Annotated in this window: 18 protein-coding genes; 7 read left to right on the top strand and 11 right to left on the bottom strand. The window is 45.7% G+C overall.

From position 1 onward, the window contains the following. Positions 1-446 precede the first annotated feature (446 nt). On the bottom strand, positions 447-821 hold the full coding sequence (locus tag B9J84_RS05200; protein ID WP_094123692.1) for a DUF4145 domain-containing protein: 375 nt from the start codon (positions 819-821) through the stop codon (positions 447-449). A 220-nt stretch (positions 822-1,041) separates the two neighbouring features. Here B9J84_RS05200 and B9J84_RS05195 point away from each other — a divergent pair, with 220 nt between their 5' ends. Next, a complete protein-coding gene (locus tag B9J84_RS05195) occupies positions 1,042-1,371 on the top strand; it encodes a DUF2500 domain-containing protein (RefSeq protein ID WP_094123691.1) in 330 nt (109 codons plus the stop codon). Here the strand turns inward: B9J84_RS05195 and B9J84_RS05190 are convergent. Continuing rightward, complete coding sequence (locus tag B9J84_RS05190; protein ID WP_094123690.1) at positions 1,368-2,381, bottom strand: acyltransferase; 1,014 nt, start codon at positions 2,379-2,381, stop codon at positions 1,368-1,370. The two genes, B9J84_RS05195 and B9J84_RS05190, sit on opposite strands and share 4 nt — an antisense overlap. Positions 2,382-2,601: 220 nt before the next feature. Here B9J84_RS05190 and B9J84_RS05185 point away from each other — a divergent pair, with 220 nt between their 5' ends. Further along, the gene (locus B9J84_RS05185; RefSeq protein ID WP_013855507.1) at positions 2,602-3,072 is read left to right on the top strand and encodes a Dps family protein; all 471 of its coding nucleotides are present in this window, start codon (positions 2,602-2,604) and stop codon (positions 3,070-3,072) included. Positions 3,073-3,133: 61 nt separating this feature from the next. On the opposite strand, the gene B9J84_RS05180 is transcribed toward B9J84_RS05185, so the two are convergent. Both B9J84_RS05180 and rhtB read right to left on the bottom strand, forming a co-directional pair. After that, positions 3,134-4,360 (bottom strand): EAL and HDOD domain-containing protein, encoded by a 1,227-nt coding sequence (locus B9J84_RS05180; RefSeq protein ID WP_013855508.1) that lies wholly within the window; start codon positions 4,358-4,360, stop codon positions 3,134-3,136. Positions 4,361-4,396: 36 nt separating this feature from the next. After that, positions 4,397-5,014, bottom strand: a complete 618-nt coding sequence (gene rhtB / locus B9J84_RS05175) for a homoserine/homoserine lactone efflux protein (RefSeq protein WP_029388131.1) — start codon at positions 5,012-5,014, stop codon at positions 4,397-4,399. A gap of 74 nt (positions 5,015-5,088) precedes the next feature. Between rhtB and B9J84_RS05170 the strand changes: the two genes are divergently transcribed. The 4 genes from B9J84_RS05170 to B9J84_RS05155 all read left to right on the top strand — a co-directional run bounded on the left by B9J84_RS05170 (position 5,089) and on the right by B9J84_RS05155 (position 8,889). After that, positions 5,089-6,087 carry an alpha/beta fold hydrolase gene (locus B9J84_RS05170; protein WP_026028809.1) on the top strand — a complete coding sequence of 333 codons (999 nt, stop codon included), beginning with the start codon at positions 5,089-5,091 and terminating at the stop codon, positions 6,085-6,087. A gap of 150 nt (positions 6,088-6,237) precedes the next feature. Then, a complete protein-coding gene (locus B9J84_RS05165; protein ID WP_013855511.1) occupies positions 6,238-7,065 on the top strand; it encodes a Cof-type HAD-IIB family hydrolase in 828 nt (275 codons plus the stop codon). A 189-nt stretch (positions 7,066-7,254) separates the two neighbouring features. Then, positions 7,255-8,283, top strand: coding sequence for a COG3650 family protein (locus B9J84_RS05160; protein WP_047690019.1), 1,029 nt, complete (start codon positions 7,255-7,257; stop codon positions 8,281-8,283). Then, positions 8,284-8,889 (top strand): tRNA-uridine aminocarboxypropyltransferase, encoded by a 606-nt coding sequence (locus B9J84_RS05155; RefSeq protein ID WP_017042049.1) that lies wholly within the window; start codon positions 8,284-8,286, stop codon positions 8,887-8,889. On the opposite strand, the gene yigB is transcribed toward B9J84_RS05155, so the two are convergent. From yigB to B9J84_RS05125, 6 genes are read right to left on the bottom strand one after another with little or no spacing between them, the layout of a single operon-like run. Next, positions 8,875-9,588: a 5-amino-6-(5-phospho-D-ribitylamino)uracil phosphatase YigB gene (gene yigB / locus B9J84_RS05150; protein ID WP_094123689.1), complete on the bottom strand. Its 714-nt coding sequence runs from the start codon at positions 9,586-9,588 to the stop codon at positions 8,875-8,877. The genes B9J84_RS05155 and yigB overlap by 15 nt on opposite strands. Positions 9,589-9,591: 3 nt before the next feature. Further along, positions 9,592-10,524: a tyrosine recombinase XerC gene (xerC, locus tag B9J84_RS05145; RefSeq protein ID WP_010319873.1), complete on the bottom strand. Its 933-nt coding sequence runs from the start codon at positions 10,522-10,524 to the stop codon at positions 9,592-9,594. Then, positions 10,496-11,200, bottom strand: coding sequence for a DUF484 family protein (locus tag B9J84_RS05140; RefSeq protein WP_094123688.1), 705 nt, complete (start codon positions 11,198-11,200; stop codon positions 10,496-10,498). Before B9J84_RS05140 ends, xerC begins: the two co-directional genes overlap by 29 nt. A 24-nt stretch (positions 11,201-11,224) precedes the next feature. Further along, positions 11,225-12,055: a diaminopimelate epimerase gene (gene dapF, locus B9J84_RS05135; RefSeq protein ID WP_010319875.1), complete on the bottom strand. Its 831-nt coding sequence runs from the start codon at positions 12,053-12,055 to the stop codon at positions 11,225-11,227. A gap of 11 nt (positions 12,056-12,066) precedes the next feature. Continuing rightward, positions 12,067-13,320, bottom strand: a complete 1,254-nt coding sequence (lysA, locus tag B9J84_RS05130; protein ID WP_094123687.1) for a diaminopimelate decarboxylase — start codon at positions 13,318-13,320, stop codon at positions 12,067-12,069. A gap of 29 nt (positions 13,321-13,349) precedes the next feature. Next, a complete protein-coding gene (locus B9J84_RS05125) occupies positions 13,350-13,565 on the bottom strand; it encodes a lipoprotein (protein WP_170889752.1) in 216 nt (71 codons plus the stop codon). On the opposite strand from B9J84_RS05125, the gene cyaY reads away from it, so the two are divergent. Beyond that, complete coding sequence (gene cyaY / locus B9J84_RS05120; protein WP_017044535.1) at positions 13,545-13,859, top strand: iron donor protein CyaY; 315 nt, start codon at positions 13,545-13,547, stop codon at positions 13,857-13,859. The genes B9J84_RS05125 and cyaY overlap by 21 nt on opposite strands. A 44-nt stretch (positions 13,860-13,903) precedes the next feature. On the opposite strand, the gene B9J84_RS05115 is transcribed toward cyaY, so the two are convergent. Further along, positions 13,904-14,644 (bottom strand): class I adenylate cyclase (locus B9J84_RS05115; protein ID WP_179217523.1); only part of this gene is annotated, 741 nt, incomplete at its 5' end.

Here is a 14,644-nt window from a genome sequence, read left to right as displayed (position 1 = left end):
ACCTAAGATAGTAAAACCAAAAAAAACCATACAAGCAACATCACATTAACCTAATAAAATTAAACAAATTCAACGAATTAAATAAATACAGATTAAAACAACACCAAGAAGAACATTATATAAACACACCAAAACAAGCACTAAACATTGCCAATATTCCCTGAATATGATGATGTTAAGGTGTTATTTTGGATACTTCATCAAATTGAGGTTGATCAACTAAACAAAGTAGTGCTATTCTCATATTCATAGAATGAAACCACAGAATAAAGGAGCAGTGTTATGATTTCTTCATCTCAAAAACAGGGACTTGTAATGATCGCGGTTATCGTAGGCCTAATGACACTGCCAATGATGTACTAAGTATCTAATTCCCAATAAAAAAAGAGGACACTTTCGTGTCCTCTTTTTTTATCTAACGATTGAGTAAAACAACCTAATACCATTTATGGCATTGTGACGTGTTTCGATAGGGCTTCCCAATGAAGATAGTAAAAAAGAAGCGCCGCTAACGTGATTAAGGTCATTAATGAAATGGCTACGCGCCAAATAAAGCGACCGCTGCGCGGAGTCAGCTCCTTCTCACATTCATCACACACACGAAGAAATGCTTTGCGATCTTCTAACTGATAGTTATCTTCATGCACAACTTTGTTACGAATAGTGGCAATGAACCTCAGCTTGCCCACCACATCATGTGGTAAACGCTCTTCACAGCAGGTCACCAATTGATGTAACCCCTTCCCCTCAGCGTGATATTGCTCTCTCAACAAGCTTTCCAATCGACGCGTTCGCAAAACCACTTTCTCAATATCTGACATTATCGCCCTCCTGTGCCAACTCTGGTGGCGCTCCATCTATTTTTATCATACTTCCCCACGGAATAGTTGAGCATTTTTGCTCGCTAACCAGCCGAGGAAATGTGATATCCGCTGGAAAAAAAACCGTCAAACCAATCAAACTCACGCTTTAGTAGCAAGCAACACTCCTTTGCCATATGTTGCACGCTAAAATGTCGCCTTCATCGCTAAGGAGTTCACCATGCCGCTTTCATTACTTATCGTTGTCGCTTTGTTAGTTATCTCTGCTATTTGGGTATCTAGCTATTTCTATCGTCGCCATGTGCAAGGCGAAAACGCCCCCGAACGCACTGCTAATGTCACGATTATCGACAAGCAAGCCATCGTCATCCCTCATGCTCGCCCTGGGGAAGAGGATCAGGAGTTCTGGATTTACGTCCAAAAAGGCAAACTTGGCCCAAAGCGGGAATTTCAAGTCGGCGTGCATTATTACCATGCACTTAACCCAGGCGACCAAGGAATGCTGACTTATTGCGGACACAAGTTTCTACACTTTGCACTCAAGCGTTAAGGTAATAACCAACGTGTTTTTGCAGAGCGAGCAACCCATATACTCACCGCCAGTGATCCTGCGCCGCTTACGAGAATCCATAACGGGATCACCCATGCGGGATTCCCTTGATCCCACCCATACTCTTTTACAGGCCATAGAAAGATGGGATGTAATAAATAGATGCCTAAGCTGTGCTGGCTTATCACACTTACGACTTGCTTAGCACGAGCGGGCAATCTCTCAGCAAAATATCGACACACTATAAATATCATGCTGGCGGCTAACACAACGTTCAGTGTTTTATAAGAGAGCCAGCGACCAATCGTATACTCACCCGCTGCGACACTGTGGCTGACCACCATCCATACCGTCGTCAATAGTGCCAGACAGCCAAGCAGAATCGCCATACATAGCGTTACTCGGTTGAGTGGCACCTTCTGATAAAGCAAGTAACCCAACGGTAAATAACCAGCAAACAGCCATAGCTCATTGCTCCAAGGACCATCAATACCACATAAAAATAAGGTGGTCGTCAGCAGCCACACGGCAACTAATGCGTACAGCGCTTTATCATCAACTCTTCGGACCAGCAGTTGTAGAAAAGGGATCACAAAATAAAGTGGGATAAAGTAATAAAAAAAACCTAAATGGTAATACGTTGCGTGGTGCGTACTGTTACTCAGCACCGCCTTTGCAACTTGCCCATCAAATCCACTCGCACTCCAGCCGGACAAATAAGTATAGAAGAGCGACCAAACGATAAATGGCAGCAAAACTTTGCCAAGACGTCGCTGAACATAATAACGCGCATCAAAAGGGCGACGATCACTGAGCATTAAGGCTCCAGTGATCAATATAAAGACTGGCACAGCCCAACGGCTTACACTATTGATGCCAACCGCAACCACCCACTGCTCAAAAGGAATATCGCCGAGTTGCTGCCGATAGGGGGCCAACACATGAATACCGATCACCGCTACAGCCGCCAAACAGCGCAATAAATCAAAAAAAATAACTCGTTTGGTCATAGTGCCTATCCACAGTGTTTTAAGGTTTCTACTATAAAGTTGAAATAGTTGGCTATGTAATCCGCAAGTCAGTTATCGGTAAAGGATCACTAACGCCATTATAATTAATAGCTAATACCTATCGAATAAATCAATCAAAACGAATTTATTTTGTTCACTTCAAGGTGCAATCTAATGCTTAACAAGAGAAATCACTTATCCATGACAACGAGGTGAACACATGACAACAAATTTGATCGGTTTAGATACCAACCAAAGCCAACAACTTGCACAAGCGTTAAACCAATTATTGGCTAACTACCAAGTGTTTTATATGAATACTCGTGGTTACCATTGGAATATCAAAGGAAAAGAGTTCTTTGAACTGCACGCAAAATTTGAAGAGATTTACACTGACATACAGGTCAAAATTGATGAGTTAGCGGAACGAGTTTTGACTTTAGGTTATCAACCGTTGCATAGCTTCAGCGCCTATTTAGCAACAGCACAAGTGTCAGAACACACTAACGCAACTAATGGTCAAGAAACCATGCAAGGATTGGTTAAGGGATTCAGTGTATTGATCCACCAGCAACGAGAAATTCTTGAAATTGCGACGCAGGCGGGAGATGAAGGCACTTCAGCACTGATGAGTGACTACATCCGCGAACAAGAGAAACTGGTATGGATGCTGAATGCTTGGCTGCAATAAACCCTAAGTGGGCAAACCGCCGTCGCTCATGACGGCGGTTTTTACATTCGCACGAAATTTATTACAGCAAACGATGAATATCTTGACTCCAGCGCTGCGCCGCCGAAAGCTCATCACTGACTTGATTTAATTCAAGCCCTAGCAGATCACAATGGCTTTCCACTCCTTGCCAGTCCGCTTGCTCAAAACACTCCTCAAGTGCCAACAGCTCGCCAATGGGTCCTTCACGCTTTTGCAGTGCTAGTTTGACCACGTCACATAAGGGTAACTGCGCAACCAGCTCTTCAATTGAAATATCCAGTAAGGCATCTAACACAGAAAAAAGACCAATTAAAAAAGCTTGCTCGCGATGTTGACGAAATGAAGGATGCCCAGACATTAATTGACAAAATTGAGCACGTTGCAAAGAGAGGTTATACAACTCTTTCGGCTTTTTAGCTGAGACAAATGAAGCAACGGCTAATGATACAAAGGTTTTGAGCTTGTCTTGACCAAGATAGACCAAGGCTTGACGAAAAGAGGAAATCGGCACAGATAAGCGATCAGACATAGTGTTGACGAATCTGAGCAACTTGTATGAGAGCGCTACATCTTGCGCGACAATGTATTCAATCCGTTCAAAATCAGCATTTGGCTTACAAACTTCTCGAAACAGCTCCAAGGCGATAATCTGCTCTGGTCCAACATAACGCTGCTTGATCATTTCTGGTTTACTAAAGAAATAACCTTGGAAAAAGCTAAAACCGGCATTACGTGTCACGGTGAACTGGTGATCCGTTTCAACTCGTTCCGCTAAATAACGACGCTTACTGCCTTCCGCTAAACGCTGACGTACAAACTCGCAAGCGTGATCTAAGCCCAGCGCCATAATATCGAGCTTGACGATGTGCACATAACTCAGAAAGCGTTCCCATTCTGGCGCATACACAAAGTCATCCAGCGCCACCAGATAGCCACGCCGATACAACTCTTTAATCGCCTCAAGCAGTTCATCCGTCGGCTCACAGGTTTCGAGCACTTCCACCACAATTTGTTCTCGCGGCAACGTTAAAGGCAGACGGCGAATTAAACTCTTGTAGGGAAAATTAATAAAACAACGTGATTTGGGAATATTAGGATTGATCCCCACCGCAAGAAAGTTTTCGACGATCAAGCGATACGTGGCTCGATTCGACTCAATGTGCGCTGGAAACGCGTTTTTTTCCCCATCACGAAAGAGCAATTCATAGCCAAGCGTATGCTGCTTGGCATTTAAGATCGGTTGTCGTGCGACATAAGAATAATGCATTAGTGATTAACAACTAATAATTGAGACATAGCCATCTTAGGACTTCGCCACTGCCAGTAGCGCTCCACAACCAATAAACATCGAGCCAAATACTCGGTTAATCTTACTCATGACACTCTCTGAACGAATAAAGCGCCCCATGCGTGCGGCTAAGGAGGTGTAACCAAGCATCACAATCGAATCAATGGTTACCGTGGTCACGCCTAACACCAACAATTGAATGAACTGATCTTGGGTTGGGTCAATAAATTGTGGAAAAAGCGCCACCAGAAAGACGATGGATTTAGGATTTGTCAGGTTGATCAACACCGCTCGACGCAATAAAGACCAACTCGTTTGCATTTGAGCCGTTGCATTGGCCATCATACTTGAACGATCGCGCCATTTTTGAACACCTAACCACACCAGATACGCAGCACCAACCCACTTAATCACACTAAATGCCATGGCTGATTGTGCCACTAAGGCACCAATTCCGGCTCCCACCAACATGATGTGAAAAGCCAAACCCAATTGTAAACCCACAATCGCGGCTAGTGATTTACGTGTACCGTAGCTAAGGCCATTGCTGATGGAATTGACCGTACCTGAACCCGGCGCCAAACTAAACAGTATCGCGGTCACCACATAGGCAAGCCAAACATGAGTATCCATTGCAATTCCTCTCAACTAGACTAATCTAGCCTAAAAATGAACTATTCCTCGAATCTGTCCAATAAGAATAATCTATGAATCAGACGAGTCCAAACTCCCCACCTTATACTCAAGAGTCTTTCTTTGAGCAAGTGATCAATACCACGATTGCCGATTTCTGGCACTCCAGAGAAGAAGGTTTTATCAAATCTGCTGATAAAACAAAACTTTATTGGTGCAAACTTACCTCGCCTCAACACTCAAAGGCGATCTTCGTCGTCAACGGACGAATTGAATCTTGCTGGAAATATCAGGAGCTATTTTATGATTTTTTCCAACAAGGTTATGATATTTATTCTTTTGATCACCGTGGACAAGGGCTTTCTGATCGATTAATCGACGATCCACAAATCGGCCATGTCGGTGAATTTGATGACTACATTTTAGACATGCAGCGTGTCATTGAGCACTTTGACTTAAGCCATTATGCACAACGTTTTCTCGTCGCCCACTCGATGGGCGGTGCCATTGCGACCAGGTATGTACAAACATACCCTCAACACCCATTTGCGGCTATGGTGCTCAGCGCGCCAATGTTTGGTGTCAACATGCCATGGCAATTACGTCCTATCGCCATGACACTGAGCCAAGTGCTGACGGCGATGTATAGCAAACCAACCTATGCGCCGGGCTATCAAGCCTATTCGGCAAAGCCTTTTGAGATTAACCCATTAAGTCAAAGTCAGGTGCGTTACCAATGGTTTCGAGACCTGTACCAACGCAAACCCGAATTGCAAGTTGGCGGCCCTAGCACGCGCTGGGTATGGCAAGGGCTCATGGCAGCGAAGCTGTGTCAACTGATGACTCGTCAAGTGAAGTTACCAACACTCATCTTGCAAGCAGGACAGGATGAGATTGTCAGTAATGCGGATCAAATTCGCTTTGTCACTAAGCTGGCGAAAACCAATCCATCTAGCAAGCTGGTCATCATTGAAGGAGCAAAGCATGAGCTCTTTTTTGAAAAGGATTGCTATCGAAACCAAGCACTTGATGAGCTATTTAAGCAATTCCAATCTCTTGAGAACACAGTTTAATCACGGTATTAGAACTGAGCAAATAGAGGAAATTTCAATTGAGAGTTTTACCCTCTTTTTCCTCTTTAAGATGGCGTAAACTAAGCCACACCAAAGTTTCTCCACCATCTGCGATCTGCAAACCAAATCGACCATGATAATGAGGGTTTTATGACCACCGAATGTAAAGAGCACGCGATTCATATCGTGGCGTCCGATCTCGACGGTACACTACTTGCGCCAAACCACCAATTGAGCGAATTCACCAAGCAAACGCTACAAGCACTTCACCAAAAAGGCTTTACTTTCATCTTCGCTACCGGTCGCCATCACGTTGATGTGGCGGGTATTCGCCAGTTAGCGGGCATTCCAGCCTACATGATTACTTCCAATGGCGCGCGCGTTCACGATCAACATGACAACCTGATGTACAGTAAAAATGTACCGCAAGAATTGGTACAGCCCGTCATTGATGTGTTTAAGCAAAACCCTGATATTTTTGTTCACATCTATCAAGATGAATCGTGGTTATTGAATAAAGAAGATGAAACGCTGCGTGATTTCCACGAAGAATCCGGCTTTAGCTACCAAGTATTTGATGTCAATAACGCACCTACCGAGGGCGTCGCCAAAATATTCTTCACCCACCCAGCGCAAGATCATGAGTTATTAGCTCAGTTTGAAGAACGCTTAAACGATATTTTTGGCGACAAACTGAACGTCGCCTTCTCAACACCTTGGTGTTTGGAAGTGATGGCAGCAGAAGTGTCGAAAGGGGATGCGCTCAAAGCCGTTGCAGAATCATTAAACCTGACCCTAGATAACTGTATTGCGTTTGGCGATGGTATGAACGATGTGGAAATGCTGTCGATGGCTGGTAAAGGCTTGGTGATGGGCACATCGCATCAAAAAGTGTTCAATGCACTGCCGAATAACACCGTGATTGGTAGCAATGCAGAAGACGCCGTGGCTCACTATTTGCGTGAACATTTATTGTAACAGCAGCCTGCAGTAACGAGCGGTCACAAAACACAGCGCCATTTGAGCGCTGTGTTTTTGTTCATAACGGCTTCACGATTTATCTCTGATTCTTGTCCGCGGGTTGTTAAATTCACACCCATCAGTTCAATTTGCCAGCGCCTTTATGCCATAATCTAGCCTCGTTGCATTGCCCAAAAAGAGTCTGCTATGAAAGTGCTTCACTGTTCCGCGCTGTTATTGACCACATTAATGCTGCAAGCCTGTGCGACACACAACGCATCACTGCCACCAGCCGTACCGATGGCGAGTTTGGATAAACCCAGCTCAATCAAAGCACAGCCCTTTATTATGCGTGGAGAAGTCGTGGTGGGTCATGAGGCGCAAACCTTTACACCTTGTGGTAGCAATCAACAATATTGGCTAGCACTGACGCCACAGCAGACTCAGCAAGCCTTGAGTTTGGCTCGCTCGCCTTATCAGCCTTTGTATGGCGAACTCATTGGTACTTTATCAGCGCCAAGCCGCACAGGCTTCGATGCCGATTCCAGCGCACGTTTCAACGTGACCAGCATCAATATGCTCAGTGCTGAAAATCCTAAACGCTGCAATCAACCACTCAAACCGACACGCGCTTTTGGCAACGAACCGTCATGGTCCATCCACTTTGAAGGGAAAAACCTTAACTTTCAAACCATCAGCGGTGAAACTCAAACATTCGCTATCACAAAAAGTCAGCTATCTGAAACCAAGCGCGAGTACCAAATGAATCAAGGTTCGCTGCTCCTCACACAAAAAATGTGCAGTGACGGGATGAGTGACTCGCTGTACGGCTGGAGTTCCACCTTGAAGGTCGGTGAGAAAAGCTATCAGGGATGTGCCACCTTAGGTAATAGTGATGCGACGCTTCCATGGGTTGGGGCTTATCATGCTACTTCGACCCAAAATAGGGATTTCACGATTCGTTTGCAACTGAATGCGGATCATACTGCTAGCACTCATTATGACTACAACGATGGTCAGCCATCGACCGTTGAAAAGGGGTTTTGGCAACCATTAAACCTAAATCAGATCCAAGTTGTCATGACGCGCCACCAGCAACAATATCTGCTTTCTGAACGTATCTTTACTCGCACTGGTTACCAACTGAAAGCAGAAAAAGAGAAGGTGGGCGATGTACTCTACCCTATCGCCAATGGCGGTTTAACGTTATTTTCTGAAAATATCGAGACACCATAAGTGACCAGACCGTGCCCTTGCCCAGTTTGCCATTTTAGCTATCAATGCCTCTGTTCACTGCAACCAACACTGGATAGCCAACTGCGCATTGCACTACTGATGCATGAAAATGAACCGCATCGAGCGACCAATACTGGCAAGCTGCTGCTGCGTAGCTTGCCCAATTCCTCTGTGTACATCTGGGACCGAGTCTCTACGGCGAAATCATTACAAAAGAGAATTCTGGATGAGAAGTTAAACGCTGTGGTTATTTTTCCTTCGACGCGCAGTCAATCGCTCACCGAATACCAATCTCTCTCAACGTCTGACACTCAAGAAATCGTGTTTATTATCCTGGATGGGACATGGCAAGAAGCCAAGAAGATGCTCAATAAGAGCCCTTGGTTATCCGATTTACCGCAGCTACACCTCACCCCAAATCAAATCTCTCAGTATGGATTAAGGCGAAATCAAGATGCTGGTCATTTATGCACGTTAGAAGTGGGCGTTGAGCTGCTCAACTCTCTCGGAGAACCAAATAACGCGAGAGAGTTACGCGCGTTTTTTACTTACTATCTCAAGGCTTTTCAAGCGGATAAAAGCGGTCACGCCCTAAAGCTGCAGTAATGAATCCAGTTGATGGATTTCAATATCAGGCAACACTTTGGCCTTACGAGTGGCGAGCAAGGTTTGGCCTTGATCGTTATACCAACAGGCTTGAAAACCATTACATTTTGCGCCTTGCACATCGGTTATCAGATGATCACCAACGTGTAAAATCGAGGCTGCAGGTAACTGTAATGCAGCCTGCGCTTTGTCAAAAAGATCCGGATACGGCTTAGCCAAGCCATCGGGACCCGCTTTAAAAATTTGTTGAAAATAATGCCCCAAGCCAATTTTGTGCGGGTCAACATTGCCGTTGGTAATCGCCACTAACGGCATGCGCTTTGCCAGTTCGGTCATCACGCGGTGCGTCTTCTCTGGCACCGTGATTAAGTGACGTAACCGCAACACTTCTTCAATGGCATTCTGCGCAGCCTGTAAAGCAAGTTGCGGCGAATAGCCTAATTGAATTAAGCCTTGTTCTATCTGCTTAAATCGCCACTGAGTGACATCATGGCCGAGCAGTGGCTCTTGCAGCGCCAGTTGCTGTTTAAGTTGCTGCCACCAACTTATCGGACGCGTCGCGGAAAGCGGATGATGAGTGTGCAGCCACACGACCATTTGCTGCTCAACATGATGGATCACTGGATGGTTGTCATACAACGTGTCGTCCAAATCAAAGCTCATCGCTTTAATGGGGCCGATATTGCGATAAAAGTGCATGCGTTATTCGCTCTGTTTCTTTTTACGTGCTCTTGGGTGCGCTTGGTCATAGGCCTGCGCAAGATGTTGAAAGTCCAAATGAGTATAAATTTGCGTCGTCGAAATATTCTCATGACCCAGCAACTCTTGCACAGCACGTAAATTATTGCTCGATTCAAGCATGTGAGTCGCAAAAGAGTGGCGCAGTTTATGTGGGCTAATATGGCTAGCCACCGCCTGCTTTTGCCCCCACTCGGCCATGCGTTTTTGTACGTTGCGATGCGAAATACGAACACCCAGCTTTGAAACAAATAAGCTTTGCTCATCAGCGTTCGCAAACTGCGTCCGTATTTTCAACCAATGCGCCACCCATTCTTTGGCTTGGCCAGCAAAAGGCACCTTACGTTCTTTATCCCCTTTACCCACCACTCGAATCTCGCCGCGGCTAAAGCTCAGGTCTTTTACGTTAATGCTGACGAGCTCAGCTAAACGCAACCCAGCACCATACATCAATTCCATCATGGCTCGATCGCGCACTGATAGCGGATCATCATCCTTGACTTCGAGTAGTTGTGCGACTTCATCCACATCTAAGTTTTTCGGTAACGGGCGTTTTTTACGCGGTGCTGCAACGCCTTTGGCCGGGTTAGCTGTCAATTCACCACGCAAGATCAAGAAATCAAAAAAACTGCGCAATGAAGAGAGACGCGTCGCTAAACTGCTGGCTTTCATCCCTTCACGCATCCCTTTGCTCGCAAGCTGTCGCACCCAAGCGGCATCGACTTGTTGCCATTGATTCAGCCCCATCTGCACTAAATGCTGCGCCATGGTTTCCAGCTGTTGTTTGTAATTGCGTTGGGTGTGCAAGCTCAACCCTTTCTCGCTCCGCAGATATTCATAGAAGCGAGTTAAGGGCTGCTGTAAGCCGTTAGGCAGAGGTGTGGCTGATTCGGTCATGCTCAATCGGTTGCCAAGGTAGAGTCTCAATTAAATGAGAGAGAACTAACGCCAAATGACGTAAAAAGAGGGTATCCATACTCGGTTGAAAATGGCCGCCATCTTCACTTGCAAACGCTAATACGCCTTGTGATGAGCGCTTACCTAATGGTAGCACCACATACGAACCCATTTCTGGCACAGCAGTTTGTTCACCAAATAACGCTTGGCGATCCAACTTTTTCATACGCCCTAAATAAGCATTTTTGCCATTAAAATGGTTAGTTGCAAAACGCTGCCATTGCTCTTGGGTCAATTGATAATCGGTTTCAGGCGAGGCCAGTAAACGAATATACGCTACCAAACCTAAGGTTTGCGCTTTGTTTTCTATTGCCTTGCATACTTGCGGCATTGAATGACATTTTAAGATCTGCTCTTGCAGATCCATAAATTCGTGGAAAGTGCGGTCATTATTGGCCGCTAATGACATAAAGGCGGTGATCTCTTCCTCTAACTCCTCAATTCTCTGGCGCTGACGATTCAGTTGTACATGCACCAAAGAGACCGCACCTTGTTGATGGTGCGGCAAGGAGAGCCTGTCAACCAGCTCTAAACGCTGGAGGAAAAAATCTGGGTGATCTCGTAAATATTCAGCCACAACTTCGGCTGTGAGTGCATCCGCTTCAACGTGTGACAAAACGATTCCTTATCTTACTTAACCCTAACAAGAGACTTGACCATCAAACACATGAGTCGCAGGGCCTGTCATATAGAGTGGCTTACCCGGCCCTTGCCAGTGGATCTCTAACGAGCCACCAGGTAAGTGTACTGTCACCTCTTCCGCCAATAACCCTTGAAGAATACCAACGGCAACCGCGCCACACGCGCCACTGCCACACGCTTGAGTTTCACCCGCGCCACGTTCATAAACACGTAGCTTCACTTCATTGCGATTCAGCACTTGCATGAAGCCTGCGTTAACACGCTCTGGAAAACGCTCATGGGATTCAAGCAGTGGACCCAAAATTTCAACCTCAGCGGTTGTCACATCCTCCACCACTGTCACCACATGCGGATTGCCCATGCTCACCGCCCCGCAGAACAAGGTTTTCTCTTCAACGCGCATGATGTAGGTTTTCTCTGCCTGTTTGGCTCGAAATGGAATCTTATTAGGCTCAAATTCTGGTATGCCCATGTTGACGGTGATTTGATCATCCTCTTCAACATTTAAAACCATTTTGCCTTTTTTAGTCGTGACTCCAATGCTGTACTTATTGGTCAGCCCTTTCATCCGCACAAAGCGAGCAAAGCAACGTGCGCCGTTGCCACATTGTTCAACTTCGCTGCCATCGGCATTAAAAATACGGTAGTGAAAATCACTTTCCGGATCATACGGCGCTTCAACCACTAATAGCTGATCAAACCCCACGCCAGTATGACGATCCGCCAAGCGGCGGATCAAATCAGGGGAGAAGAAGACGTTTTGTGTAATACAATCAACGACCATGAAGTCATTACCCAAACCGTGCATTTTAGAAAAATGGAAATGCATAATGCTTCAATTTACTCCGGCAGAATACGCTCTAATGCCCATAGGCTCGATAGTGCTTCACGCTGACGAACAAGGTGGGTTTGTGCACCATCCACCATCACTTCCGCCACGCGAGTACGTGTATTATAGTTCGAAGACATCACAAAACCGTAAGCTCCTGCTGAGCGAACCGCCAGTAGATCTCCCTCATCCAAGACCAATGAACGATCTTTACCCAAGAAGTCACCGGTTTCACAAATAGGCCCAACCAAATCATAGGTTAGCGCTTCACCTTGGCGCGGCACAACAGGAACAATATCTTGCCAAGCCTGATAAAGCGCTGGACGCATCAAATCGTTCATCGCCGCATCAATAATGGCAAAGTTTTTGTGTTCGGTATGTTTGAGAAACTCTACTTTCGTCAACAACACGCCCGCGTTAGCCGCAATAGCACGTCCCGGTTCAAAAATCAGTTCGAGATCTTGATGGTTACTCAAACGCGCCAACAAGGCTTTGGCATAATCGGAAGGCTGCGGGGGTAACTCATCGCGATACACCACGCCTAAACCACCACCAACATCCAAATGTTTAATGGTGATCCCTTCCTCTTTAAGCTGATCAATTAACGCAAGTAAGCGATCGGTTGCATCAATAAAAGGGGCAATAGCGGTCAGTTGAGAGCCAATGTGGCAATCAATACCGTGAATGCTGAGATTCTCTAGGCTTTGTGCCAAGCGATAAACATCCAGTGCACGGTCAAAAGCAATACCAAACTTATTGTCACGCAAACCGGTTGAAATATAAGGGTGGGTTTGTGCATCCACATCAGGGTTGATGCGCAGTGAAATCGGTGCTTTGACACCCAGCTCGCCAGCCACTTTATTTAAACGTGCTAATTCAGGCTCGGATTCAACGTTAAAGCATTTAATCTTGAGCTCCAACGCGCGTTTCATTTCAGCTTCCGTTTTACCGACGCCAGAAAATACCACTTTCGCCGGGTCACCACCCGCCACCACAACACGCTCTAGCTCTCCTGCCGAAACAATATCAAAACCTGACCCTAAACGCACCAACGTGTTTAATACGCCTAGGTTTGAGTTAGCCTTCACCGCATAACATACCAGATGAGGGTGTTCGCCTACCGACTTATCAAAAGCATGCCAGTGACGCTCTAAAGTAGCGCGAGAATAGACATACAAAGGCGTGCCGTATTGCTCAGCCAACTCTGTTAATGCGACATTTTCAGCCCAAAGCTGACCATCGTCCTGATAATTGAAGTAATCCAAAATTCGTTTCCTTTAAGCTAAATCAATGACTATGGCTGAGGTTGTTCACTCTGCTCAGGCTCTGCTGGCATGTATAACGGCCCGGTTTGACCACACCCTGCTAAAGCAAGGAGTGACAACATAAAAAGTGCAGCGATTGATTTTTTCATTTTGCATGTCGTGATTATTGAGTCAATGCCCCCTATAATCGCACCACAATCAGGAAAAGCAATAGGATAGACAGGATGAACGATACTGAATTTCACCAACTTGTCGATGAGCAGCTAGAAATCATTGAACAAGCGATAGACAACGCAGGTGCCGACATTGATTACGAAACCTCAGGCAATGTGATGACGTTAGAATTTGATGACCGCAGCCAAATTATTATTAACCGCCAAGAGCCAATGCATGAAATTTGGCTGGCATCAAAGTCAGGCGGTTTCCATTTCAAACTGATCGACCAAAACTGGATTTGTTCAAAAACAGGGCTGGAATTGATTGCGATGGTGAAACAAGAATGTGAAAAACACGCTGGCGAAACGATCGACTGGGTGTAAAGCAACAACGCCAAGTGACAGATGTGTGACTTGGCGCTACCGAACTAAGCGTTGACCGCTTTTGAAGGACGAGAATAGAGCGCGGAATCGTTACGATAAGGGACAATATAGCTTTCCCCTTCTTCTGGGTGGACGATTTGATAATACTGCGGCAGATTGAAGTTAATAAGTTTAGCGGAGAGTGGGTTACCGTCGCGCACTGAGGTATAAAAGCTGTTGACGTTAGTGATCATCTCATCTTTTTCGCCGCTGAACTGGTGATAGACTTCAATTTGGTTCGACTCATCCAACACATAAATGTTGAAGCCTTTATCGGTATCTTCAAAGAAAAACTGCACTAAGCCTTCACTAGCAAAACCATCGACGATTTCCGGCAGTTGATAATCTTGATCGCGATCGAGCATTAACAGCGGTGAACCTTTCAATTTGTTGGTTGAAATACTGCGGTAAAAATCTACCGAATTTTCCAACTTCTGTACCGAAACCCCTCGCCGTTCAAAAAACAGACCATACATTTGATCGCCAATGCGTAACGCTTTAAAACGGCGACGTTTCTCTTGCTCTACCGGTTTCAAACGCAAATCGATACATTCCGCCAGCAACTGGTACACCATGTTGCGCATCACGCCACGCAGACTTTTGCTGTAACAAAATACATCGACAGACTCTGGCGGTAGCGCATCTTGGTGCATTTTGCCAAGCACGGTTTTCAACGCGTCGAGCATCGCCGTTTCGCCAGTAAAATGGAGAGTCCGTACTTCATGCCACGAGTTGCGATACACTAA

Source organism: Vibrio sp. V03_P4A6T147 (assembly GCF_002241085.1).
Lineage (GTDB): Bacteria > Pseudomonadota > Gammaproteobacteria > Enterobacterales > Vibrionaceae > Vibrio > Vibrio anguillarum.
This window is presented reverse-complemented; position numbering and strand designations above follow the sequence as displayed.